This window comes from Herbidospora daliensis, from assembly GCF_001570585.1.
Taxonomy (GTDB): Bacteria; Actinomycetota; Actinomycetes; order Streptosporangiales; family Streptosporangiaceae; genus Herbidospora; species Herbidospora daliensis.
Genome location: NZ_BBXF01000001.1, coordinates 362,648 through 385,460 on the forward strand (window position 1 = coordinate 362,648; position 22,813 = coordinate 385,460).

Consider the following 22,813-nt stretch of genomic DNA (forward strand, 5'->3'; position numbering starts at 1 on the left):
TCATTGTCAACAAGAATTTGGGGATGGTTTTCATTTTCTTTGCACGGTACGGTCCTCGCGTGACCGAGATCGAGGAGCGGAGCGCCACCGGCCTGGGCTCGTTGCTGGCCGGCAACCGGGACTTCCGGCTGTTGTGGCTGGGCAACCTGGTCAGCGTCTGCGGGGGCTGGTTCACCGCCGTCGCCGTGTTCGCCATGTTGTACGCGCACACCGGCGCGGCCCTCGCGGCGGGCGCCTCCCTGGCCGTGCGCTACCTGCCCGGCGTGTTGTTCGGGACCTGGGGCGGCGTGCTGGCCGACCGGCTCGACCGCAGAACGGTCATGCTGACCGGCGACGCCGTGCTCGCGGTGCTGGCGCTGGTGTTCCTGCTGGCCGACAGCCCCGGCACGATCTGGCTCGCCTACCCGCTGACCTTCGCCTCGGCCGCCGTGGGCTTCGTCTTCCAGGCCGCGCGCAACGCCTGGATGCCCTCACTCGTGCGGCCGGAGGAGACCGTGCTCTACGCCGCGGCGGTCCAGGTCAACGGCCTGCTGTTCCAGGCGGTCGGCGGGCTGGCCGGGGCCGCCGCCGTCACGCTGGTCGGCTGGCGGTGGGCGTTCGTGGTCAACGCGGTGTCGTTCCTGGTGTCGTTCCACTTCACCGCCAAGGTCCGGCGCGGCGACCGGCGCGGCGACACCCGGCCGGGGGCGGCGCGCGGCCTGCGGGCCTTCCGCGAGGGCCTGCGCGCGGTCCGGCGCAGCCGGCTCGTCTCGGCCCTGCTGCTCCTGGAGGCGGTGTTCTGCCTGGGCCTGGGCGGCTCGATCACGGCCATGACCGCGCTCGCCGTCGAGGTCCACGACCTGGGCGACGGCGGCACGGGCTGGTTCTACGCGGCGCAGGGGCTCGCCGGGGCGGTCGTGCTGCTGGCCGCCGCGCCCCGGCTGAAGCGGCTGCCGGAAGACCGGCGGCTGGTCGTCCTCGGGTGGTCGTGCATCGGGGAGGGCCTGTGCACCGCCGTGCTGGGGCTGCCGTCGGGCGCGGTGGGGGCGCTCGTGGTCTGGGCGCTCGCCGCGTGCGCGGACGTCGTCTACGGGCCGGTGTCGATGGCGATCCTGCTCGGCCACTCCCCCAACGAGCTGCGCGGCCGGGTGGTCTCGTTGTGGAGCGCGACGGCGACGGCCGCGCTGGGCGTCTCGGCCGTCGTGTCGGGGGCCCTGCTCGACGCGCTGGGACCGGCGGCGCTGCTGCCGGTCCTCGGCGCGTGCATGGCATTGCCTGGCGCGGTCTGGCTGGTGGCGCTGCGGGCGGGCCTGCTGGGGGTCACTCGTACGGCTCGACCGGCTGCGGAATCGGGGTGAGCGAGACGGCGGTCAGTTCGGGGGCGATGGTCCCGGGTTCGAGTCTCCCGGAGGGCGGCCGCTTCCACGTCCCGACCACCTCCACCCAGGTGTTCTCCGGCGGCATCTCGGCGTCGAGCACCGCCACCTTCAACGCGACGCCGTCGGCCGCGCAGCAGGCGATCTGGATGCGGGCCAGATACCACCGGTCCTTCTTCTTCGCCGACGGCACGGCGAACCCCGTCAGCCGCACCTGCTGACCGGCCAGCGAGCCGGCCCCCTCGCCCCAGGCCCGGCCGGTGAACTCGGCGATGGTCATCTCGTTGACCTGCCCGGCCGCGAGCGCGTCGTAGGTCTCGGCGGCGGCCACCGGCCGCGCCTGCGGCTCCTCCGACTTCGCCGAGAACGCGCCGAGCGCGGGCGGGGCGATCAGGAAGATGGCGAACACGGGCAGCGTCAGCAACCAGGCGACTCCCGGCGTGTGCGGGTGATCGTGGTCGTCGTGGTCGTCGTGGTCGTGGGACGCGCCGCGCCACTCCTGGACCAGCCCGATCACGCCCAGCGCCAGCACCACCACGCCCGCCGCGATCAGGAAGGGCCGGAAGCCGGGCTTCACGTAGTTCAGATAGGTGGTCGACACGGTGGTGATGCGCAGCACCGCGCCGCCGAGCAGGACGAGGATCATGCTCTGGGTCAGCCGGTTCACAGCAGGACCTCCCCGGCCGCCAGGCTGACGGCCACCGCGAGAACGAACGTCAGCGGGATGAAGCGGGCGGCGAACCGCCGTCCGAAGGTCCCGGTCTGCAGGGCGATGAGCTTCAGGTCGACCATCGGCCCGACCACCAGGAACGCGAGCTTGGCCGTCGGCGAGAAGGCGGTCAGCGAGGCGGCCACGAACGCGTCGGCCTCCGAGCAGATCGACAGGATCACCGCCAGCAGCGCCAGGACCAGCACCGACACCACCGGGACACCCGCGACCGACTCCAGCCACGCGCGGGGCACCACCACGTTCATCGTCGCCGCGGTCGCGCCGCCGACGACGAGGAAGCCGCCGGCGTGCAGGAAGTCGTGGCGCATCGCCTCGACGAACGAGCGCCACTTCGGCCCGTGCCCGACCGGCCGCGAGGGGATGCGCAACCAGTCGCTGCGGCCGAAGCGCAACCACACCCAGCCCGCCACGACCGCGACCAGGAGCGAGGCCGCGAACCGCGCGACCGCCATCATCGGCTCTCCCGGGAAGGCCACCACGGTGGCGACGATCACGATCGGGTTGATCGCCGGTGAGGCCAGCAGGAACGACAGCGCGGCGGCGGGGGTCACCCCGCGCGACATCAGCCCAGAGGCGACCGGCACCGACGCGCACTCGCAGCCGGGCAGCACCGCCCCGGCCGCCCCCGCGACCGGCACCGCCAGGAACGGGCGCTTCGGCAGCGCCCGGGTCCAGAACGAGGCGGGCACAAAGGCGGTGATCGCGGCCGACAGCAGCACCCCGAAGGCCAGGAAGGGCAGCGCCTGCACGCAGATGGCCACGAAGATCGTCGCCCACGCCTGGAGCGCCGGGGCGGTCAGGTAGGGCGCGAACACCAGCCGCCCGAGCAGCAGCAGCCCGACGACCACGACGAAGATCCACGGGCTGACGGCCCCCAGCGGCTGCCGCCGTCCCCATTCGGGCGGCGGCACCTCCTCGGCAGCCTGGGTCTCGACCCGTTCAGACATGCGCCGTCTCTCCCACGGTTGAGTGAAAGTGGTGATGATAACCATGTGTGTCGGCGCTGATTGTAGGGACAGAAGAGGCAATCCGCCTAGACCGGAATCTGCCGGGCGCGGTGGCGGCGGACCGCGTCGCGGTTGGCGCACGGCTGGGAGCAGTAGCGCTGGCGCGCGGTGCGCGAGGTGTCGGCGAAGATCCGGTCGCAGCCCTCGACGGCGCACCGGCCGAGCCGGTCCATGCCCCGGTTGACCAGGTGCATCGCCGTGCCCACCGCGATCAGCGCGAACAACACCGCGCCGAGCGGCTGCCGGTCGTCGCGGTAGTGCAGGTGCCAGCCGTGGGCGTGGTCGGTGAGGCGGGGGTAGGCGGCCGAGCGGGCCAGCAGGTCGTTGAGCAGGGCGGCCTTCTCGCGCTCGCCCGGGGCGTCGACGACGCGCGTCCACTCGCCGATGAGGGCGCGGGTGCGGTCGAGGTCGGCGGCGTCGACCGGCAGTTCCAGCACCAGCCCGGCCGCGCGGCAGCGGCCGGCGAGGTCCTCGGGGGTGGCGGGCGGGTCGTTGGCCAGGCCGGCGGCGAAGTTCACCACATCCGCGCCGTAAGGGTTGAGGTGCACAAGCTCATTACAGCAGCCTGGACGTCATGGTGCGAGGCGCAACAGAACATGACATCCCCGAACTGGTCCGGCTGAGGGCGCTGCTCTTCGACGACCTCGGCGGCGACTTCTTCAACCCCGCCGACCCCGCCGCCGACTGGCGCGCCACCCTGGCGCAGGTCTTCGGCCGCAAGCTGGCCGAGCCCGACTGCCGCATCCTGGTCGTGGACGCCCCCGAGGGCCTGGCCGCCTGCGGCATCGGCACGATCGAGCAGTGGTTCCCCGGCCCCCACTCCCGCAACGGGCGGATCGGCCACGTCATCGGCATGGTCACCGACCCGGCCCACCGGCGGCGCGGGCACGGCCGGGCGGTCATGCTCGGCCTGCTCGGCTGGTTCCGCGACCGCGACGCCGTGCGGGTCGACCTGACGGCCTCGCGGGAGGCCGAACCGCTCTACCGTTCGCTCGGCTTCGCCGGCCACCCCGACCCCCTGCTGTGCTGGAAGCCGTGACGCGTTACCGCTGGGTCGTCCTGGGGGCCGCGACCTTCACCCAGGCGGCGGCCGCGTTCTTCGTCCAGGGGATCGGCGCGATGGGCGTGTACCTGCAGCGGGACCTCGGCATCGGCACGGCCCGGCTCGGCCTGCTGCTGTCGGCGGCCTACCTTCTCCCCCTGGCCGGGCTGGTGGTGGCGGGCCGGCTCATCGACCGGTACGACGAACGCCGGGTCGTCGGCGGCGGCGTGCTCCTGGTCGCCGCCGCGCTGGCCGCCGGGAGCGCGGCCCCCGGCTACCTCTCGCTGCTCGTCGTGCTGCTGGTCGTCGGAGCGGGCTACAGCACCGTCCAGCCGGGCGGCAGCACGTCGGTGGCGTCGTGGTTCGGCCCCGCCGAGCGCGGCCTGGCGATGGGGGTGCGGCAGGCGGGGCTGCCGCTCGGCGGGGTGCTGGCCGCGGCCGCGCTGCCCGCGCTCGCGGCGGCGCACGGCTGGCGGTCGACGCTGGCCGCCGGGGCGGTCGCGGCGCTGCTGGGGGCGGTCGCGTTCACGGTCTTCTGCCGGCCCGCGCCGGGACGGGCCGCCGTGCGGGCCCCGGCCCGGATGCGGCCGGAGCTGCTGCGGGAGCCGTACATGCGGAAGATCGTGTTGTCGGGCACGGCCATGGTGTCGGTGCACAGCGGGCTGGGCGTCCTGACGGTGCTGCACCTGCACGGGGTGGCGTCGATGGACCCGGCGTCGGCGGCGCTCGTCTACGTGGCGGTGCAGTGCGCCGGGGCGGCGGGCCGCGTCGTGCTGGCGGCGTGGAGCGACCGGCACCGATCGGGGCGCTACGCCTGTGTGCTGGTGTGCCTGGCCGCCGTCGTGGTCGGCCTGGCCGCGCTGGCGACCCCGCTCGGCCGCTCCCCCGTCGCGGCCTCGGCGCTGTTCGTCTGGCTGGGGTTCTTCGGGATCGGCTGGTACGGGCCCTGGGTCGCCTACGCCGCCGAGTCGGCCCCGCCCGGCCACACCGGCTTCGCCCTCGGGCTGGCCATGGCCGTCAACCAGGTCGCCGTCGTCGCGGCCCCGGCCGCCCTGGGCCTCCTCACCGATCTGACCGGCGGCTTCTCCGCCGCCTGGCTGCTGCTCGCCGTGCTGGCCGCCGTCACGCTGACGCGGACGGCCCGGCCATGACCAGCTCCGAGGGCAACCGCCGCAGTCCCCGGACGACGTCGGGCGTCGCCCCGAACGCCTCCGCCACCACCGGGTCGCTGCGCAGCAGGTGGGCCAGGTGGCGCAGCGCGTGGGCCGCCACGTCGCCGACCCGCAGGTCGTCGGGCGCGGGACGGGCGGGAGCAGCGCCCCGGGCGAGCCGGAACTCGGTCAGCTCCTCGGCGGGCCGGCGCGGGTCGGGATCGGGGCAGACGGCGTAGGTGAGCACCAGCCGGCCCTGCGGCTGGTAGCGCCAGCTGGTGGAGTGGACCACGGTGGTCTGGTCGTCGGCCGCCACCCCCACGTGGCGGCGGACCGCCTCGTCGGGCGTCTCGCCGTCGCGCAGCGCGGTCACCAGGCGGCGGTAGCGCCAGCCGCCCTCGTCGGCCCGGAGCACGAGGATCTCGACCGACAGCGGAACCAGCCCATGGTCGTCCACGTGTAGCCCTCCACTTGTTGCGACCTGTATGCAGCAGCGTACTGATCGCAACATGGTGCTTGATCCGCGGGCGGCGATATGGGTGCAATTGCGGAAGGGAACCAACGAGAGGCGGACCGCCCATGCCGGGACTGCTCGTGCTGATGGGGTCGGGCGAGACCAGCCCCACGATGGTCGAGGTCCACCGGTCCGCCGCCCGCACGCTAGGCCGGCATCCGCGGGCCGTGCTGCTGGACACCCCCTACGCCTTCCAGGAGAACGCCGCCGACATCACCGCCCGCGCCCGCGCCTACTTCGCCCGCAGCGTCGGCCTCGACGTGATCGCCGGCGACGACGTCGCCGGGGCCGACTGGGTCTTCTCCGGCCCCGGCAGCCCCACCTACGCCCTCGACCGCTGGTCGGCGGGGCCGATCGGGGCCGACCTGCGCGCCCGTGTGGCCGCCCGGCGCGGCGTCACCGTGCTCGCCTCGGCCGCCGCCTGCACCGCCGGGGTCGCCGCCGTCCCCGTGTACGAGATCTACAAGGTCGGCGCCGACCCCCACTGGCGGGAGGGCCTCGACCTGCTCGGCCCCCTCGGGCTGCGGGTCGTGGTGATCCCCCACTACGACAACGCCGAGGGCGGCACCCACGACACGCGCTACTGCTACCTGGGCGAGCGCCGCCTGACCGCGATGGAGGCCGAACTCCCCGGCGACGTCGCGATCCTGGGCGTCGACGAGCACACCGCCGTCACCGTCGACCTCGACGACGGCCGGGTCACCGTGTCCGGCCGGGGCGCGCTGACCGTCCGCCGCCACGGCGCGCAGACGCGGTTCCCCGCCGGGACCGTCACCGACCTGCCCGGCCTCACCCGCGGCGGCGGCCCCGCCACCCGCGCTCCTGCTCCCGCCGGGGCCCAGGTCACCCTCGCGGAGCTCATGGCCGCCTGCGCGGGCCGGTTCGAGGCGGCGCTGTCGGCGTACGACGGCCCGGCCGCCGCCTCGGCGGTGCTCGACCTGGAGGCGGAGATCGTCACGTGGGCGGCCGACACCGAGGCCGACGAGGGCGGCGTCGACCAGGCGCGCGACGCCCTCCGGCTGATGATCGCCCGGCTCGGCGCGTCGGCGGGCCGCGCCGAGCGCGTCGTCGCGGCCGTGGTCGCGCTCCGTTCGGAACTGCGCGCGAAGGGCGGCTACGCGGCGGCCGACGAGCTCCGGCGGGCGCTCGCGGCGGCCGGGGTGAGCGTCCACGACACCGGCGAGGGCCCCCGCTGGGCCTTCTGAGCCGGGCGGGAACGCCGGTGGAGCCGGCCGCCACGGGCGACCGGCTCCACGCGGGTACTACGTCAGGCCGGGATCAGACCCGGGTCCACTTCTGGTTGTTGCCGCCGTGGCAGGTGTAGATCTGCAGCCGGGAGCCGTTCGCGGTGCCGGAGCCCACGATGTCCAGGCACTTGTTCGCGCCGATGGCGGTGATGGTGCCGTCGGAGTTCAGGCGCCACTTCTGGTTGTTCTGGCCGTTGCAGTCCCAGATGCTGACCGTGGCTCCGTTGGCGGTGCTGTTGCCGCTCACGTCCAGGCACTTGTTGCCGTAGACCCGCAGCTCGTTCGCGCTGGTGGAGGTCCAGCGCTGGTTGTTCTGGCCGTTGCAGTCCCAAATCTGCACGATCGCGCCGTTGTTCTGCGAGGCACCGCTGATGTCCAGGCACCGGTTCGACGCCACGCCGCGCAGGGCGCTGGTGGTGCCGGTCGAGGGCGACGGGGACGGCGAGGCCGACGGGGACGGGGAGGGCGAGACGGTCGTCAGTTCCTTGATGCGGATGTTGCGGTACTGCACCACGTCGGGGGAACCGTGCTGCTGGATGCCGATGTACCCCTGCGTGAGCGAGCGGCTGGAAACGGTGTTGGTGAAGTCGTTGATCTTGGTGCCGTTCAGGAAGACCTGGAGCCGCTCACCCTCTACGAGCAGCTCGTAGGTGTTCCAGCTGCCCGGCGGGTTCAGGGCGGCGTCGCGGGCGGTGATGTCGGCCGCCTTGAAGCCGTAGATCGCGCCCGTCGTCTTGTCGGCGCTGTCGGTGGCGTCGATCTGCACCTCGTGCCCGGTGTCGAGCGCCCCCTGGGCGCTGCTCGGGGTGGGGAAGCCCACGATGACGCCGGAGTTGGAGTCGCCGGTCAGCTTCCAGTCGAGCTTGAGCGAGTAGGAGCCGAACTGCTTGGTGCTGTACCACAACATGCCCATGCCGCCGGAGGAGGTCAGCGTGCCCCCGCTGTTGGAGAACGAGCCGGGACCGACCTGCTGCCAGCCCGTCGTCGAGCCGTTGTACAGCGAGGTGTAGCCGGTCTCGGGGCGGCAGTCGGCGTTGGCGGCCTTGGCCGCGTACTTGATGCCACCGAGCAGCAGGGTGCGGAAGTTGGAGTCGGAGTACGACTCCTGCGTGTGGCCGAGGCCGGTGTAGAACGCGCGGCCGTTCGACTGCGGGTGGCACCAGGTGATCGGGTGGTCGCCCATGCCGCCGCCGCTGTAGGTGCTCTCGTCCAGGTTCTGGAGAACCTTCACGTTCGGGCGGGGGTTGCTGCGGTAGCTGTACCACTCGTCGGTGCGCGACCAGGTCGCGCCCAGGTGGGCGGTGGCCGCGTGGGCCCGGTCCTCGTTGCGGACGGTGGCCTGCTGGATCGCGGGGTGGCTGTTGAACCAGGCGCCCACGAGCTGGCCGTAGTAGGACCAGTTGTACTCGGTGTCGGCGGCCGCGTGGACGCCGACGTAACCGCCGCCGCCGTCCACCCAGGTCTGGAAGGCCGACTGCTGGGTGTCGTTCAGCACGTCGCCGGTCGTGCTGAGGAACACCACCGCCTTGTACTGGGAGAGGTTGCCGGCGTTGAAGGCGCTGGAGTCCTCGGTGGAGTCGACCGTGAAGTCGTTGGCCGCGCCGATGTCGCGGATGGCCTGGGTGCCGACCGCGATCGAGTCGTGCCGGAAACCGGCCGTCTTGGAGAAGACGAGAATCTTGAAGGCGGCGGCGTTGGCGGGAACGGCCGGGACCAGGGTCGCGGCGGCGGCGGTGGTAACGGCCATCGCGGTCAGCGCCAGGCGCCGCAGCGCCGATGGCCTCCGGTCGCCGCCCACGCGCCCGTGTGCGGCAGAGGTCAGATGTCGCAGCATTGGGAGTGTCCTTCCGTCGTGACGCCCGGCGCGGCCGCGCCGGGCGTCACATCATTGGTGTTGTGGTGGGGCGGAGGACCTTAGACCCGGGTCCACTTCTGGTTGGAACCGCCGTTGCAGGTCCAGATGCGCGCCTTGGTGCCGTTGGCGGTGCCGTTGACCTCCAGGCACTTGTTCGCCCCGACGGCGGTGATGGTGCCGTCGGAGTTCAGCCGCCACTTCTGGTTGTTCTGGCCGTTGCAGTCCCAGATGAGCACCGCGGTGCCGTCGGCCGTGCCGGCGCCGTTGACGTCGAGGCACTTGTTGCCGTACACCCGGAGCTCGGTCGCGCTCGTGCTGGTCCACTGCTGGTTGGTCTGGCCGTTGCAGTCCCAGATCTGGGCCAGCGCGCCGTTGGTCGTCGACGCGCCGTTCACGTCGAGGCACCGGTTCGAGGCGGTCCCGCGGAACGCGCTCGTGGTGCTCGACGAGGTGCCGGTGGTGAAGGTGTAGGCGTCGAGGTCGAACAGGTAGCCCCCGGCGGTGCCGCGGAAGACGAGGTACAGCGTCGTGGCTCCGGACGGCGCGCCGCTGAGGTTCGCCGTGACGTTGGCGAAGGTCTCCCAGCCGCCGGTCGCGGCGACGGTCGCCGTGCCCAGCAGGGTGCCGGTGGCCGAGCCCGCCCGGACCTCGATCCGGCCGCCCGAACCCGCCGAGGACACCCGCGCGGTGAAGCTCGTGGCGTTGCTCAGGTTGTAGGGCGTGAAGGAGATCCAGTCGCCGTCCTCGATGAAGCCGACCGTCTTGCCGCCCTCGGCGGTGGTCTTGTCGGTCGTCTGGACGCCCTGCATGGCGCCGAAGTGCTCGGCCTGGCGGCGCTTCGGCTGGAGGGTGCGGCTGCTGGTGGAGGTCAGGCCGCCGTTGTCGGTGTAGGAGGCGGTGAAGATGCCGAAGATGTTCGCCGCCGAGTCGTGCTCGCCGTCGACCGGCACCGTGATGGAGCCGCTGCAGCCGGTCTGCGAGGTGATCTGGTGGGCGTGGCTGTCATGGCCCAGGAAGTAGGTCACCGACACCTTGGAGCAGTCGATGGTGCCGTCCTCCGGGTCGCTCACGCTGACCTGGAACGGGACCGTGTCGCCGAAGGCGAACAGCTGGCCGTTGCCGGGGTTGCCGAGCGTGACCACCGGGGCGGTGTTGCCCACGGTCACGCTGACGCTCGCGCTCCCGGTCAGGCCTTGTGGGTCGCGGACCGTGAGCGTGGCGGTGTAGGCGCCGTTGGCGGAGTAGGTCTTGCTCGGGTTGGCCGAGGTGGAGGAGGTGCCGTCGCCGAAGTTCCACGAGTACGACAACGAGCCGCCCTCGGGGTCGGAGCTGCCCGAGGAGGAGAACTGCACCGTCAGCGGGGCCGCGCCGGAGGTCTTGTCGGAGGAGGCCCGCGCGATCGGGTTGCGGTTGGCCTGGCCGATGTACTCGATTCGGTAGAGGGCCTGGTTGTTGTTGCCGGTGCCGTAGTCGAGCACGTACAGCGCGCCGTCGGGGCCGAAGGCCATGTCCATCACCTGCGTGCCCGACCAGGGGAACGAGGAGATCTCGCCGTAGCCGCCGGAGGAGGTGACCTCGATGGCCTTGATCCAGCGGCGGCCGTACTCGCCGGCGAAGAAGCGGCCGTTGAGGGTCGAGGGGAACTTGACCGAGGAGTTCAGGTTGGCGTCGTACCGGTAGACCGGGCCGCCCATGGGCGACTCGGAGCCGGAGCCGAACTCCGAGGGCGAGCCGGAGTCACCGGCGTACCGGATCCACGCGGGCTTGGCCGCGGGCAGGGTCTGGATGCCGGTGTTGCGGAAGGAGTTGTTGGTCGCGCCGCCGGAGCAGTTGTACTTGTTGCCGGTGCTGTTGGTGGAGAAGTTCCACTCGTTGTACGTCTCGTTGGTGGAGTTGCTTCCCGTGCAGTACGGCCAGCCGAAGAAGCCCGGACCGGTGACCCGGTTGAACTCCACCTGGCCGCTGGGGCCGCGGCTGGAGTTGGACGACCCGGAGTCCGGCCCGTAGTCGCCGAGGTAGACGACGCCGGTCGCCTTGTCGACGCTCATCCGGAACGGGTTGCGGAAGCCCATCGCGTAGATCTCCGGACGGGTGTTCGCCGTCCCCGGCGCGAACATGTTGCCGCTGGGGATCGTGTACGACCCGTCGGCCTGCGGGGTGATGCGCAGGAGCTTGCCGCGCAGGTCGTTGCTGTTGGCGGAGGTGCGCTGGGCGTCGTACTGCGGGTTGCGGTTGGTGCGCTCGTCCAGGGGGGAGTAGCCGCTCGACTCGAACGGGTTGGTGTCGTCGCCCGTGGTCAGGTAGAGGTTGCCCTGGGCGTCGAAGTCGATGTCGCCGCCCACGTGGCAACACTGGCCGCGGTCGTTGGCGACCCGCAGGACGATCTTCTCGCTGGAGGTGTTGAGGGTGTCGTCCGAGTTCAGGGTGAACCTGGACAGGTACAGTTCACCCTTCCACGCGTCGAACTGCGACTGGTTGCCGGTCGCGGGGGCGTCCCCGGTGCCGGTGCTCAGCCGCGGCGAGTAGTAGAGCCAGACGTAGCGGTTGGTGGCGAAGTTCGGGTCGACCGCCACCCCCTGGAGGCCCTCTTCGTCGTGGGTGTAGACGTTGAGCCGGGCGGCCACCTTGGTGTTGCCGCTGGCGTCGGTCACGCGGACCGTGCCGTCGCGGGAGGTGTGGATGACCGAGCGGTTCGGCATCACGGCCAGTGACATCGCCTCGCCCAGCTCGTTCCCGCCCGAGGCGAGTGAGATCTGCTGGTAGTCGGAGGCCGAGATGGTCAGCGCGTTCGCCGGTGATGCGGAGAGCGCGACGACGGCCGGCGCGACGAGCGCCAATGTGGTCAGCATCCTGAGCCACGGACGTCGGGACATGCGGTGTTCCTTCCTGACATGGGAGAAGTCAGGGCAAGGCGCGCGCCGCCACGCTGTTGCCGGGAGGGTCATGCTTCTCGTTGCCCGGAGGTGTGCCGCCTCGGGAGCATCGCTACCTATTACGGTCAGGTCACCCCTGATCGTCAAGGTCTTAAGCCCGCTTATTTCATGAACCGCCTCCCCTTCCACCCACCCCTGCAGGGGGTCCATCGTCGATGAGCTGCGAAGATCGCTTCGGTCGCCGGAATCGAGGCCGGAAATCTGAATGAATCATTCACATCCGGCGCCCAGATGAGCCCGCTCAAGCCGTAGCCCACTGGACAAGTCAGTCATACTCTTGTCGAATCGATTCGCTCCCCCTCCCCTCCCCCGAAGGAGCTCGGCGATGCAGCCTTCTCCCATCCCCTTACCGGGCCGCGCGGCCCTCGTCACGATGGTCGTGGCGGTGCTGACCATGCTTCTGGCCGCCTCCCTGACCTGGTGGACCCCGGCCACGGCGGCGACCACGCCGCTGATCGGCACGGCGTCCGGCCGGTGCCTGGACGTGCCAGGGGCGACCCAGGCCAACGGCACGCAGACGCAGATCTGGGACTGCAACGGGCAGTCGAACCAGCAGTGGACCACCACGAGCAGCAGCGAGCTCCGGGTGTACGGCGGCAAGTGCCTCGACGTGAACGGCGCGGGCACGGCCGACGGGACCACGGTGATCATCTGGGACTGCAACGGGCAGAACAACCAGAAGTGGCGGCTGAACTCCGACGGCAGCATCACCGCCCTGGGCTCGAACAAGTGCCTCGACGTGTCGGCCTACGGCACCGCCAACGGCACCAAGGTCCACATCTGGACCTGCCACGGCGGCGCCAACCAGAAGTGGTCGACCGGCACCCAGCCCAGCCCGTCGCCGTCCCCGTCGACGAGCCCGAGCCCGCCGCCGCCCGGGTCGCGCCCGTGTGACATCTACGGCGCGGGCGGCACGCCGTGCATCGCCGCCCACAGCACCACCCGGGCGCTGTTCAACGCCTACGCCGGCAACCTCTACCAGGTCAGGCGCTCCTCCGACAACACGACCAGGAACATCGCGGTGCTGACCGCGGGCGGCATCGCCAACGCCGCCGCGCAGGACTCGTTCTGCTCCGGCACGACCTGCGTGATCACCGTGGTCTACGACCAGTCGGGACGCGGCAACGACCTGTGGTACCAGGGCTCCAGCGTGGTGCCCGGCTCCCCGCAGAGCCGCCCGGCGGTCGCCACCACCGAGTCGCTCACCGTGGGCGGCAACAAGGCCTACTCGCTGTACATCAACCCCGGCAACAGCTACTGGCGGGACGGCCACCTGACCGGCGTCCCGACGGGCGCCGCGCCCGAGGGCATGTACATGGTGACCAGCGGCATCCACGTCAACGGCGGCTGCTGCTTCGACTACGGCAACAGCGAGACCACCCGCAAGGCCGACGCGGCCGGGGCCATGGACGCCATCAACTTCAGCACCCAGTGCTGGTTCGGCGGCTGCCAGGGGTCCGGCCCGTGGGTGCAGGCCGACCTGGAGTGGGGCCTGTTCCCGGGTGGCAGCCAGTCGTGGAACACCAACCAGCGGGCCTTCCCGCACAAGTTCGTGACCGCGACGCTGAAGAACAACGGCACCACCCGCTTCGCCATCAAGGGCAGCAACGCCCAGTCGGGCAGCCTCTACACGCTGTACGACGGCGCGCTGCCCAACGGCTACAGCCCGATGAAGAAGCAGGGGGCCATCATCCTGGGCAGCGGCGGCGACTGCTGCAAGCCCGACGGCGGCGCCAACCTCAGCGCCGGCACCTTCTACGAAGGGGCCATGGTCGCCGGTTACCCGAGTGACGCCGTCGAGAACGCCGTCCAGGCCGAAGTGGTCTCCGCCGGCTACCGCTGACCGGAGCCGCCCCGGGGCGCGGTGATCCCGCGCCCCGGGGTCAGCCCGCCTTCGCGGCCTGTTCACGGGCGGCCTCGCCGATCGCGGTGAGGTGGTCTCCCGAGCCGCTGACGACGACGAGGTGGTCCTCGGTGAACACGGCGACGTCCGTCGTGCCGCCGCGGGTCACCACGTTGGACGGGCCGGGCCGCGACTCCACCTTCCCCGCCGACGAGCACTCCGCGTAGAAGCGCTTGAAGGTCTGGAAGACGTCCGTGCCCGACACGACCACCTCCGAGACCGACGCCCCACCCGCCGACGAGAACACCCGGAACCGCACCCGGGCGTCGTCCGGGGCGATGGCACGTTTCCCACACGGCACCAGCGCCTCGTCGAGGTCGGCCCAGCGGGTGTCGCCGGTCGAGTCCGCCGTCCAGGGCCCGCCGGGCAGTTGCGCGGCGTCGAGCAGCACCTGCGGCGGCGGCGGACTCGCCGCGACCGGTTCCGTCTCCCCGGTGCAGGCGGACAACCCGGCCGCCGCGACCGCGACGGCGAGCACCCATCGGCTCATCTGGTCCTCCTCTGGGACGACGAAGAAACGGCCAGCACCGAGGCCGCGACGACCGCCAGCAGGGCCGCGAACCCGGCCAGGGCCAGGTGCAGCAGGCGGACGGTCACCGTCTCGGGCACCGGCGCCGCGCCCGCCGCCATCGCGGCGCTCGCGACGGCCCAGCCGGCGCCGAGGCCCGCCTTGGCCGGGGACACGGGGGTGACCGCGTCGAGGCAGCCGCACGGGACCCGGCCGCGGGCCCGCAGCAGGATCAGGAGATACCCGGCCAGCAGGGCGTGCCACACCGCGGCCGCCGCCCAGACGTACCGCCCGGGGTCTCCCCCGAGCCAGCAGGCGACCACCGCGACGCCGAGCACCGGCCCGGCCACGGCGGCGGCGCGGAGCGCCCAGGCGGGCAGCAGGCCGTGGGCGCGGGTGACCTCCCCCGCGCCGAGGAACGCCGCCGCCACGAGGAGCAGCGCGCCGGCCAGGGCCACGTCGGCGACCAGGATCATCGTTCACCACCCCAGGAGCACGACCAGCAGCACGGCCAGGAACCCGGCCGCGCACCACCGGCCCACCCATCCGAGCCGCCCCAGCAGGTGGCGGTCCCACCGGGCCGGGTCGCCGCTCAGCGACCGGGTCAGCGGCATCAGCACCCGGCCCAGGCCGAACCCGAGCCCGGCCAGCACCCCGGGGAGCAGCCCGCCGACGAGCACGACGGCCAGCACCAGGGCGTGCGGGAGCGCGGTCGGCGAGAACGTGCGCACGCCGGTGCCCATCTCGAAGCCGAACTGGAACGGGCCCTCGAACCGGCTGCGCGGGATGATCTCCTGCGGCACCAGCCTGCGGTTCTGGATCAGCGACAGCGGGCGTCCGGCCAGCTCGAAGGCGAGCAGCACCGCGACGACCGGGATCAGCGCCCAGGTCCGCCCGATCTCCGGCACCACCGAGACGAGACCGCCGAAGGCCCCCGCGACCGTGCCCGACACCAGCCCGCCCAGCATCAGCCCGGACGAGAACGCCGTGAGTTGTCCCCGCCAGACCGGCGAGGTCAGCAGATCCGCTGAGTTGAGGCTTCAAACCGAGCCGGACAACGAGAACCCGGCGACCACGCCCATCAGCGCCCAGGCGAGGAAGTCGAGCCTCCCGGGCCAGACCGCGCCCAGCACCGCCACGGCCGCCGTCAGGACGAAGAGGGACGCGGCCGTGCGGGTGGCGGGCAGGGTCACGGGTTGGCCCGCGAGCAGATGTAGAAGGTGCTGCCCGCGCCGTACACCACGAAGCGGCCGTCGGCGCAGCGGTAGGGGGTGCTGCCGTGCGTCCAGCGCCAGGCGTTCTTCTTCGACACCCCGCTCGCGCCGCACTCGACGATCGGCGTGTAGTAGGAGTAGGCGTTGCCGTCGGTGCGGAACCAGCCGTCGCTGCCGCAGTAGCTGGAGGCGTACGACCCGCCGACGCACACCCGCTGGGTGGTGCCGTCGCGGTAGCCGTCGAAGTTGGCGTAGCCGCTGTTGGAGCAGCCCGACCACTCCGAACCGGCCGTCGCGGAGGCGCTCTTGATCCGGGCCGGCGGCAGGGCGCCCACCACGTTCAGCGCCAGCGCGCCGCCGAGCACGCCGACCGACTTGACCATCGTGCGCCGCGACACCCGGACCCGGACCGGCGGGCGCGCCGCCACGTCCTCGTCCGCGGCCGGCACGTCGGACCAGTAGTCGCGGGACATGTCGTTCACCTCACGTTCGACGATTCGGGCAGATCCACCCCGAGGAGCCGGTCGAGGTCCGGGTCGGACCCGACCACGCGACGCCACTCCTCGGCGCCGTCGGGTGCGTACTTGACGAGGGAGGGGGTCGCGCCGACCGCGACGGAGCCGAGCAGGTCGGCGTCCACGACGGCCTCGACGTGCGGGGCCGCCTCGACCCACGCCGCGCACGCCTCCGCCGCCGCGAGCAGGACCAGGTGGCCGCCGACCTGGCCGGACGGCATCCCGGCCAGATGGACGGCCCGGGCCCGGCAGCTCGGGCACTGTTCCGAGACCACGAGCACGAAGGTCGGCCGGCCGTCGGAGGAGGCGAACCGGGCCACCCTGCGGACGGTCTCCGGGCCGGAGACGGCGGCGAGGGCCGAGATGACCGCCTGCTGGAGCTCGCGCACGATCCTCAGCAGGGCGGAGATCGCGAACAGGGCGATCACCATGCCGAGGAAGGCGAACACGGCCAGGGAGTTGACGACGTTCTGCACGGCGTCAGCTCAGCCCGCAGGTGAGGGAGTCGGCGACGGCCGCGAAGCGCGGGTCGTCGGCCTCCCGCGCGGTCAGGATCGTGGTCGTCGAGGCGTTGACCAGGACGGCCGAGCGCAGCAGCCGCCCGTCGTCGGCCCGTTCCTCGCGTTTCCACAACGCGCCGCCGCGCACCCGCTTCCCGGCGCCGCCGGGGGTGGGCAGCGCGCCGGCCGGGTTCACCTGGATGGAGCAGACGCCCTCCAGGCTGTTGACCGCGAGCAGGCCGTCGGTGCGCACCCGCGACCCGAGCCGGGGGGTCAGCACGACGCCTTCGGGGGCGTCGCGGATGTCGAAGGCGGCGAGCTGGCCGATGAACACCTCGAACGGCACGTTGGTGCCCTGGACGAAGGTGTAGACCTCGTGGTGCGGCCCGATCCACACCATGGTCGTGCCCGCGTTCTCGGGGTCCTCGTGGGAGACCAGCCGGGCCCCGTTCCACGACACCTCGCGGACGGTGAACCGGTCGTACTCGCCGAGGTGGCGCGCGATGAGCTCGCGCGCGCCGGCCGCGCCGGTGTGGAAACGCTGGGCGCCGTTCTCGTTCCGCGCCCAGAACAGGTAGCTCCAGCCCATGGTGAAGGGTTGTGGGCTGCCGTCCACGGTGAGCGTCCGGCCGTCAGGTGTTCGCGCTAACATCGCCACGGGACCAGAGTGAGCGCGCCCGCCACACGGCCGCCACATTGCCGCCACATCACAGGCTCGCGTCCTCCATGAGGATGCGGTCGTGCAGGGCGGTCAGCGTGGCCGACGGCCCGACGCCGATGTGCTCGACCAGCGCCGCCCGGCAGTCGTGGTAGGCCAGCAGCGCGTCGGCCCGGCGTCCGCTCTTGTGCAGGGCCAGCATGAGCCGCGCGCGCAGGTCCTCCCGCAGCGGGGCCCCGGCGACCGCGACCCTGAGCTGGTCGATGGCCTCCTCGTAGGCCCCCAGGCGGATGCACGCGCCGGCGTAGTCGCCGACGGCGGCGGTGCGGCGTTCGTCGAGCCGGGTGGCGGCGTTGCGCAGCGCCTCGGAGCTGTCGGCGAGGTCCTGGAGCGCCCCGCCGCGCCACAGGGCGAGGCCGTCTCTGAGCAGGCGCGCGGCTTCGGCGTCGTCGCGTTCGGCCAGGGCGGCGGCCGCGGCCGACCGCGCGGCCTCGAAGTCGGCCAGGTCGAGCCGGTCTTCGACGTCGGTCACCCGGTAGCCGCCGGGCACGGTCCGGATCTCGACGCCGGAGCAGGCCAGCCCCTTGCGCAGGTCGGCGATGTACGTCTGCAGGTTCCGCCGCGCCGACGGCGGGGCCGCGTCACCCCACAACGCGGCGATGCACCGTTCGGTCGAGACCGTGTGGGGCGCGTCGAGCAGCAGGAGGGCGAGGAGCTGGCGGTGCTTGATCCTGGTCACGGACAGCTGGCTGCCGTCCGGCCGATGGATCTCGAAGTGCCCGAGCAGGAGAAATCTCATGGAACTCCAGCCGACTCTGGGGAGCAGCGGAGACGGACGGGAATCGAACCCGCCGCGCCGAGATCCTCGGCGCCACCGGTTTTGAAGACCGGGAGGGCCACCAGGCACCTACACGTCCCCGATGGTAACGCTATCAGAGAAATGTTCTGGAGCCAGTGGTGTCCTGGCGGCGGGTGACGCCCAGCCGGTCGAGCTGTTCCAGCAGCGGCACGACGACCCGGCGGGTGGTGTTCAGCGCGGTCCGCGCCTGCGCCACGGTGAACGGCGAGGGCAACCGGGCGAGCACCTCGGCCGCCTCCTCCAACGCTCCCGGCGGCAGCACGACGCCGGGAGCGAGCCGGACCAGCTCGCCCGCCGCCTCGGCCGCCGCCAGCGCCCGCCGGTCGAGCCCCAGTCCGGCGAGCCGGTCGGCGTCGGGCGCGGCGAACGGGTCGGCGGCCCAGTCGCGCCGCAGTTCGGCGACCCCGGGCGTGCGGGCCGGCAGGATCAGCCGCCCGCGCACGGAGCGGACGGCGGTGCCCTCGGCGAGCGCGTCCACCAGCGCCCGGTCGGGCAGGCCGAGCAGCTGCCGCGCGGTCTCCGCCGGGAGGTTCGGCCGCTCGGCCACGACCTCCGCGAGCCGTCGGCGGAGCCCGGCCCAGTGATCGGGATCGGCGACCCAGTCCCCCGCGACCGGGGCGGCGTCCACGGGTGTGCCCATGGCGGCCAGTTCGCCGCGCCGGGCCAGGCCGCGCCGCCGCAACTCGGCCGCGCCGTCCGGCCGCCCAGTCATCAGAGCGAGTTCGGCCGCCCGCGCCCTGGCCGCCCCCCGCCGCCGCAACTCCGGCGGGCGGACGTCGAGCACCACCGCCCCCCACACCCGGCGGCTGCCCGGGTCGCGCAGCAGCGCCCGGTCGCCGACCCGCACGGGCAGCGGCCGGGGCAGGGTCACCCGCACGGTGTCCGCGCCGAGCGCACGCAGCCGGGCGGGCTCGGCGGCGGTGCCGAGGTGCCAGGTGACCTGCTCCGGCGGACGGCCCTCGCCGCACAGCCGGACGTCGAGCACCACCACGTCGAGCCAGCGGCCGGGGGTCACCAGGCAGTGCCCGCGCCGGGGACGCGCGCCGCCGCGCAGGTTCACCGCGACCCGCGCGGGGGCGGCGACCTCGGTCTTCGCCTCGTTGAGGCTGTGCAGGCCGCGGACCCGCACGTCGTCGCCGCCGAGCCGCAGTGTGTCGCCGGCCCGGATCACGCCCGCGCCGAGCGTGCCGGTGACGACGGTCCCCCGCCCCTCGACGGTGAAGACGCGGTCGATCCACAGGCGCACGTCCGCGTCCGGGGCCGGGGCGTCCGGGGGGATCGCGGCCAGCAGTTCCCGCAGGCCGGGCAGGCCGTGTCCGGTGACCGCGCTCACGGCGGCGGCCGGCACGCCGTCGAGGCCGGTGCCGCGCAGCCGGTCGCGGCAGTCGGCCAGCACCGGCCCGGGGTCGGCCAGGTCCGACCGGGTGACGGCGAGCACGCCCCGGCCGACGCCCAGGGCGTTGAGGATCTCCAGGTGCTCCTGCGACTGCACCGACCAGCCGGCGTCGGCGGCCACCACGAACAGCACCGCCGTGACCGGGCCGACCCCCGCCAGCATGTTGCCGACGAAGCGCTCGTGGCCGGGCACGTCGACGAAGGCGAGGCCGTCCGTCCAGACGTACCCGAGGTCGATGGTCAGGCCGCGCCGCCGTTCCTCCTCCCACCGGTCGGGCTCCATGCCGGTGAGCGCCCGCAGCAGCGTGGACTTCCCGTGGTCGACGTGCCCGGCGGTGGCGATCACCCGCACGCGGCCACCACGGCGACCAGCACGGCGGCGACGAGGTCGTCGTCGCGGTGCGGCGTGACCGCGCGCAGGTCGAGCAGGCAGCGGCCGCCCTCGACCCGGCCGACCACCGCCGGGTCGCCGGTGCGCAGCGGCCCGGCCAGGTCCTCGGCCACCGCCACCGCCGCGCTGGGCAGCCCGACGCCGGGTGCTCCGCCGCCGCCGACGGCCGCCTCGGTGTCGACCGCCTCGGCCTTCACCCCCTCCTCGGCCAGGCGGCGCACCAGGTCGGCGGCGCGGCGGCGCAGCACGGCCGGGTCGGCGGCCAGGGCCTCGCGGGCGGGGTTGGCCGCGTGGGTGAGGGTGGCCTCCACCGCCGCCAGGGTCAGCTTGTCGACGCGCAGCGCGCGGGCCAGCGGGTGGCGGCGCAGCCGCTCGACCAGCTCGGCCCGCCCGAGCAGCAGGCCGCACTGCGGGCCGCCGAGCAGCTTGTCGCCGCTGGCGGTGACCAGGTCGGCGCCGGCCCGCAACCACGTCGCGGCGTCGGGCTCGTCGGGCAGCAGGGGTTCGGGCGTGAGCAGCCCGGAGCCGATGTCGGCGACCAGCGGCACGCCCAGCCCGGCCAGCTCGCCGACCGACGGGGTCGCCGCGAAGCCCTCGATCCGGTAGTTCGAGGGGTGCACCTTGAGCACGAAGCCGGTCGCGGGGCCGATCGCGTCCGCGTAGTCGGCCACCGACGTGCGGTTGGTGGTGCCGACCTCGCGCAGGCGGGCCCCGGTGGAGGCGAGCAGGTCGGGCAGCCGGAAGCCGTCGCCGATCTCGACCAGCTCGCCGCGGCTGATCACGATCTCGCGCCCCTGGGCGAGCGCGGTCGCGGCCAGCACCAGGGCGGCGGCGTTGTTGTTGACGAGGTGGACCGCCCCGGCGTCCGGGACCGCCCGCGCGAGCGCCGCCAGCGCGGCCCGGCCGCGCCGGGCCCGTTTCCCGGTCTCCAGGTCGAACTCGACGTCGGTGGTGCCGGCCGCGCCGCGGATCGCGTCCAGCGCCGGGGCCGACAGCGGGGCCCGGCCGAGGTTGGTGTGCAGGAGCACGCCGGTCGCGTTGATCACCTCGCGGGGCCCGCCGCCGGGCAGCGAGCGCACCACCTCTTCTGGCACGTCGGCGGGGCTGATCTCCCCGTCTCTCGCCCGCCGCTGGGCGGCCTGGACCGCGCCTTTGACGCGGCCGCGTCCCAGGAGCTCGATGAGCGGGGCGAGGCGGGGATCGTCCAGAAGCGCGTCGGTGCGCGGGATGTGGCGCCGCGAGTCGGTCACGATAAATCGGGATATACCAATCCGCTGATGCGCGCAATGATCCCGATCATGATGAGACTGACCCACTACGCCCAGGGCGGCGGCTGCGCGTGCAAGATCCCGCCCGGCGAACTCGAGGACGTCCTGGCGGGGCTCGGCGTCACGCCCAAGGACCCGGCCGGGGAACTGCTGGTCGGGCTGGAGACCGGCGACGACGCCGCGGTCGTCCGCATCGAGGGCGGCACGGCGGTCGTCGCCACCGCCGACTTCTTCACCCCCGTGGTGGACGACCCCTACGACTGGGGCCGCATCGCCGCCGCCAACGCCCTCTCAGACGTCTACGCCATGGGCGGTCGCCCCCTCCTGGCGCTCAACCTGCTGTGCTGGCCGCGCGAGACCCTCCCCTACGACCTGGCCCGCGAGGTTCTGCGCGGCGGCGCCGACGTGGCCGCGCAGGCGGGCTGCCATCTGGCGGGCGGCCACAGCGTCGTCGACGCCGAACCCAAATACGGCATGGCCGTCACCGGCCTCGCCGACCCCGCCGCGCTGATGCGCAACGACGCCGGCCGCGCCGGGTTGCCGCTCTCGCTGACCAAGCCGCTCGGGCTCGGCGTGCTCAACAACCGCCACAAGGCGACCGGCGAGGTGTTCCCGGAAGCGGTCGAGATCATGACGCGGCTCAACGCCGACGCGAGCGCCGCCGCGGTCGCGGCCGGGGTGCGCTGCGCGACCGACGTGACCGGCTTCGGGCTGCTCGGCCACCTGTTCAAGCTGGCCAGGGCCTCCGGCGTGACCGCCGTGGTCGACGGCGCGGCGGTGCCGATGCTCGACGGCGCGCGCGAGTCCGTGCGGGACGGGTTCGTGCCCGGGGGCTCGCGGCGCAACCTCGGCTGGGTCGCGCCGCACCTGTCGGGCGGGGCCGACGAGGAGACGATGCTCCTGCTGGCCGACGCCCAGACGTCCGGGGGGCTGCTGATCGCCGGCGAGGTGCCGGGCGCGACGGTGATCGGCGAGCTGGTGCCCCGGGGCGAGCACCCGATCGTGGTCAGGTGACGACGCCCGGTTCGGACGCCGCCGACCGCACCAGGTTCGCCCGCAACCAGGTCTCGGTCGTGCTCACGTGCATGAGCGCGGCCGCCTGGGCGAGCACCGCGTCGCCCCGCTCCAGCGCCCGGTAGATGGCCTCGTGCTCGGAGATCGTGCGCCCGGCCACGTTGCCCTCGAGCACCCCGCGCCAGACCCGGGCCCGGACGGTCCGGCTCGCTATCCCCATGAGCAGCGCGCACAGCGCCCGGTTGCCGGTGGCCTCGAACACGGCGCGGTGGAAGGCGTCGTCGTGGTGGGTGAGCAGCTCGACGTCGCCCTGGGCGGCGACCATGGCGTCGAGCTGCTTCTGCAGCTCGGCCAGTTGGTCGGGGGTGATGCGGGTGGCCGCCAGGCTGGTGGCGACCGGCTCGAACAGCCGCCGCACCTCGGTGATCTCCAGCAGGTCGTCCCCCTGCATCATCTCGACCGCGACGCCGACGCCTTCGAGCAGCAGCGCGGGGTCGAGCGAGGTGACGTAGGTGCCGTCGCCGCGGCGTACCTCCAGCACACGGGTCGTGACCAGGGAGCGCACGGCCTCGCGGAGGAGGTTGCGGGACAGGCCCAGCGACGCGGCCAGGTCCTGCTCGGGAGGCAGCCGGGCTCCGGGAGGCAGCGTCCCGTCCTTGATGAGCTGCCGGATGCGGACGATCGCCTGCTCGGTCAGAGACATACGTGCATCCTGCCCCGAATGCCCGTCCGCCGGGAAACCCGAGACAGACAT

The 22,813-nt window shown here is 73.1% G+C and carries 23 protein-coding genes and 1 tRNA gene; 6 read left to right on the plus strand and 18 right to left on the minus strand.

Features of this window, described 5'->3' with window-relative positions; translation table 11 throughout:
- The first annotated feature begins 59 nt into the window (after positions 1 to 59).
- On the plus strand, positions 60 to 1,337 hold the full coding sequence (locus tag AW274_RS01295; RefSeq protein ID WP_198168974.1) for an MFS transporter: 1,278 nt from the start codon (positions 60 to 62) through the stop codon (positions 1,335 to 1,337).
- Here the strand turns inward: AW274_RS01295 and AW274_RS01300 are convergent.
- The 3 genes from AW274_RS01300 to AW274_RS01310 all read right to left on the minus strand — a co-directional run bounded on the left by AW274_RS01300 (position 1,300) and on the right by AW274_RS01310 (position 3,640).
- Entirely contained in the window at positions 1,300 to 2,022 is a 723-nt protein-coding gene (locus AW274_RS01300) for a TIGR03943 family putative permease subunit (protein WP_062428481.1), read from the minus strand. The genes AW274_RS01295 and AW274_RS01300 overlap by 38 nt on opposite strands.
- On the minus strand, positions 2,019 to 3,032 hold the full coding sequence (locus tag AW274_RS01305; RefSeq protein ID WP_062428483.1) for a permease: 1,014 nt from the start codon (positions 3,030 to 3,032) through the stop codon (positions 2,019 to 2,021). The genes AW274_RS01300 and AW274_RS01305 overlap by 4 nt, the downstream gene beginning before the upstream one ends.
- A gap of 86 nt (positions 3,033 to 3,118) precedes the next feature.
- Entirely contained in the window at positions 3,119 to 3,640 is a 522-nt protein-coding gene (locus AW274_RS01310) for a CGNR zinc finger domain-containing protein (protein WP_062428485.1), read from the minus strand.
- 26 nt (positions 3,641 to 3,666) lie between these two features.
- Here AW274_RS01310 and AW274_RS01315 point away from each other — a divergent pair, with 26 nt between their 5' ends.
- Positions 3,667 to 4,131: a GNAT family N-acetyltransferase gene (locus tag AW274_RS01315; protein ID WP_062428487.1), complete on the plus strand. Its 465-nt coding sequence runs from the start codon at positions 3,667 to 3,669 to the stop codon at positions 4,129 to 4,131.
- Positions 4,128 to 5,285, plus strand: a complete 1,158-nt coding sequence (locus tag AW274_RS01320; RefSeq protein ID WP_232319929.1) for an MFS transporter — start codon at positions 4,128 to 4,130, stop codon at positions 5,283 to 5,285. Before AW274_RS01315 ends, AW274_RS01320 begins: the two co-directional genes overlap by 4 nt.
- Here the strand turns inward: AW274_RS01320 and AW274_RS01325 are convergent.
- Positions 5,257 to 5,742: a hypothetical protein gene (locus AW274_RS01325; protein WP_062428490.1), complete on the minus strand. Its 486-nt coding sequence runs from the start codon at positions 5,740 to 5,742 to the stop codon at positions 5,257 to 5,259. The genes AW274_RS01320 and AW274_RS01325 overlap by 29 nt on opposite strands.
- Before the next feature lie 122 nt (positions 5,743 to 5,864).
- Here AW274_RS01325 and AW274_RS42525 point away from each other — a divergent pair, with 122 nt between their 5' ends.
- Positions 5,865 to 7,004 (plus strand): cysteine--tRNA ligase, encoded by a 1,140-nt coding sequence (locus AW274_RS42525; protein ID WP_062428493.1) that lies wholly within the window; start codon positions 5,865 to 5,867, stop codon positions 7,002 to 7,004.
- 73 nt (positions 7,005 to 7,077) lie between these two features.
- Here AW274_RS42525 and AW274_RS01335 read toward each other — a convergent pair whose 3' ends face one another.
- Positions 7,078 to 8,880: a ThuA domain-containing protein gene (locus AW274_RS01335; protein ID WP_198168975.1), complete on the minus strand. Its 1,803-nt coding sequence runs from the start codon at positions 8,878 to 8,880 to the stop codon at positions 7,078 to 7,080.
- Between the two features lie 80 nt (positions 8,881 to 8,960).
- Positions 8,961 to 11,774, minus strand: a complete 2,814-nt coding sequence (locus AW274_RS01340) for a carbohydrate-binding protein (RefSeq protein ID WP_062428495.1) — start codon at positions 11,772 to 11,774, stop codon at positions 8,961 to 8,963.
- A 385-nt stretch (positions 11,775 to 12,159) separates the two neighbouring features.
- Here AW274_RS01340 and AW274_RS01345 point away from each other — a divergent pair, with 385 nt between their 5' ends.
- Positions 12,160 to 13,677 (plus strand): arabinofuranosidase catalytic domain-containing protein, encoded by a 1,518-nt coding sequence (locus AW274_RS01345; protein ID WP_198168976.1) that lies wholly within the window; start codon positions 12,160 to 12,162, stop codon positions 13,675 to 13,677.
- Between the two features lie 40 nt (positions 13,678 to 13,717).
- On the opposite strand, the gene AW274_RS01350 is transcribed toward AW274_RS01345, so the two are convergent.
- The 11 genes from AW274_RS01350 to selA form a co-directional block, all read right to left on the minus strand.
- Positions 13,718 to 14,227 carry a hypothetical protein gene (locus AW274_RS01350; RefSeq protein WP_157519708.1) on the minus strand — a complete coding sequence of 170 codons (510 nt, stop codon included), beginning with the start codon at positions 14,225 to 14,227 and terminating at the stop codon, positions 13,718 to 13,720.
- Positions 14,224 to 14,721 (minus strand): MauE/DoxX family redox-associated membrane protein, encoded by a 498-nt coding sequence (locus AW274_RS01355; RefSeq protein WP_062428499.1) that lies wholly within the window; start codon positions 14,719 to 14,721, stop codon positions 14,224 to 14,226. The genes AW274_RS01350 and AW274_RS01355 overlap by 4 nt, the downstream gene beginning before the upstream one ends.
- Positions 14,722 to 14,724: 3 nt before the next feature.
- Positions 14,725 to 15,213: a hypothetical protein gene (locus AW274_RS01360; RefSeq protein ID WP_062428502.1), complete on the minus strand. Its 489-nt coding sequence runs from the start codon at positions 15,211 to 15,213 to the stop codon at positions 14,725 to 14,727.
- A gap of 72 nt (positions 15,214 to 15,285) precedes the next feature.
- Positions 15,286 to 15,438 carry a hypothetical protein gene (locus AW274_RS39935; RefSeq protein WP_157519709.1) on the minus strand — a complete coding sequence of 51 codons (153 nt, stop codon included), beginning with the start codon at positions 15,436 to 15,438 and terminating at the stop codon, positions 15,286 to 15,288.
- A complete protein-coding gene (locus AW274_RS01365; protein ID WP_157519710.1) occupies positions 15,435 to 15,932 on the minus strand; it encodes a hypothetical protein in 498 nt (165 codons plus the stop codon). Before AW274_RS01365 ends, AW274_RS39935 begins: the two co-directional genes overlap by 4 nt.
- A 5-nt stretch (positions 15,933 to 15,937) precedes the next feature.
- Positions 15,938 to 16,450, minus strand: coding sequence for a hypothetical protein (locus AW274_RS01370; RefSeq protein WP_062428507.1), 513 nt, complete (start codon positions 16,448 to 16,450; stop codon positions 15,938 to 15,940).
- A gap of 4 nt (positions 16,451 to 16,454) precedes the next feature.
- A complete protein-coding gene (locus AW274_RS01375; protein ID WP_157519711.1) occupies positions 16,455 to 17,132 on the minus strand; it encodes a hypothetical protein in 678 nt (225 codons plus the stop codon).
- A 49-nt stretch (positions 17,133 to 17,181) separates the two neighbouring features.
- Positions 17,182 to 17,931 carry an AfsR/SARP family transcriptional regulator gene (locus AW274_RS01380; protein ID WP_062428511.1) on the minus strand — a complete coding sequence of 250 codons (750 nt, stop codon included), beginning with the start codon at positions 17,929 to 17,931 and terminating at the stop codon, positions 17,182 to 17,184.
- Between the two features lie 26 nt (positions 17,932 to 17,957).
- A tRNA-Sec gene (locus tag AW274_RS01385) sits at positions 17,958 to 18,051 on the minus strand.
- Between the two features lie 13 nt (positions 18,052 to 18,064).
- On the minus strand, positions 18,065 to 19,738 hold the full coding sequence (locus AW274_RS01390) for a SelB domain-containing protein (RefSeq protein ID WP_062428513.1): 1,674 nt from the start codon (positions 19,736 to 19,738) through the stop codon (positions 18,065 to 18,067).
- Entirely contained in the window at positions 19,729 to 21,027 is a 1,299-nt protein-coding gene (selA, locus tag AW274_RS01395) for an L-seryl-tRNA(Sec) selenium transferase (protein WP_062428515.1), read from the minus strand. Before selA ends, AW274_RS01390 begins: the two co-directional genes overlap by 10 nt.
- Positions 21,028 to 21,063: 36 nt before the next feature.
- Between selA and selD the strand changes: the two genes are divergently transcribed.
- Positions 21,064 to 22,059 (plus strand): selenide, water dikinase SelD, encoded by a 996-nt coding sequence (selD, locus tag AW274_RS01400; RefSeq protein WP_062428517.1) that lies wholly within the window; start codon positions 21,064 to 21,066, stop codon positions 22,057 to 22,059.
- Here the strand turns inward: selD and AW274_RS01405 are convergent.
- Positions 22,052 to 22,762 (minus strand): FadR/GntR family transcriptional regulator, encoded by a 711-nt coding sequence (locus AW274_RS01405; RefSeq protein WP_062428519.1) that lies wholly within the window; start codon positions 22,760 to 22,762, stop codon positions 22,052 to 22,054. The genes selD and AW274_RS01405 overlap by 8 nt on opposite strands.
- Between the last annotated feature and the right edge of the window lie 51 nt (positions 22,763 to 22,813).

Coding starts and splice junctions, on each gene's coding strand:
- AW274_RS01305 (WP_062428483.1), bottom strand. CDS start 3,032: ATGTCTGAACGGGTCGAGACCCAGGCTGCCGAGGAGGTGCCGCCGCCC.
- AW274_RS01315 (WP_062428487.1), top strand. CDS start 3,667: ATGGTGCGAGGCGCAACAGAACATGACATCCCCGAACTGGTCCGGCTG.
- AW274_RS42525 (WP_062428493.1), top strand. CDS start 5,865: ATGCCGGGACTGCTCGTGCTGATGGGGTCGGGCGAGACCAGCCCCACG.
- AW274_RS01335 (WP_198168975.1), bottom strand. CDS start 8,880: ATGCTGCGACATCTGACCTCTGCCGCACACGGGCGCGTGGGCGGCGAC.
- AW274_RS01340 (WP_062428495.1), bottom strand. CDS start 11,774: ATGTCCCGACGTCCGTGGCTCAGGATGCTGACCACATTGGCGCTCGTC.
- AW274_RS01345 (WP_198168976.1), top strand. CDS start 12,160: ATGCAGCCTTCTCCCATCCCCTTACCGGGCCGCGCGGCCCTCGTCACG.
- AW274_RS01350 (WP_157519708.1), bottom strand. CDS start 14,227: ATGAGCCGATGGGTGCTCGCCGTCGCGGTCGCGGCGGCCGGGTTGTCC.
- AW274_RS01355 (WP_062428499.1), bottom strand. CDS start 14,721: ATGATCCTGGTCGCCGACGTGGCCCTGGCCGGCGCGCTGCTCCTCGTG.
- AW274_RS01360 (WP_062428502.1), bottom strand. CDS start 15,213: ATGCTGGGCGGGCTGGTGTCGGGCACGGTCGCGGGGGCCTTCGGCGGT.
- AW274_RS01365 (WP_157519710.1), bottom strand. CDS start 15,932: ATGTCCCGCGACTACTGGTCCGACGTGCCGGCCGCGGACGAGGACGTG.
- AW274_RS01380 (WP_062428511.1), bottom strand. CDS start 17,931: ATGAGATTTCTCCTGCTCGGGCACTTCGAGATCCATCGGCCGGACGGC.
- selD (WP_062428517.1), top strand. CDS start 21,064: ATGATCCCGATCATGATGAGACTGACCCACTACGCCCAGGGCGGCGGC.
- AW274_RS01405 (WP_062428519.1), bottom strand. CDS start 22,762: ATGTCTCTGACCGAGCAGGCGATCGTCCGCATCCGGCAGCTCATCAAG.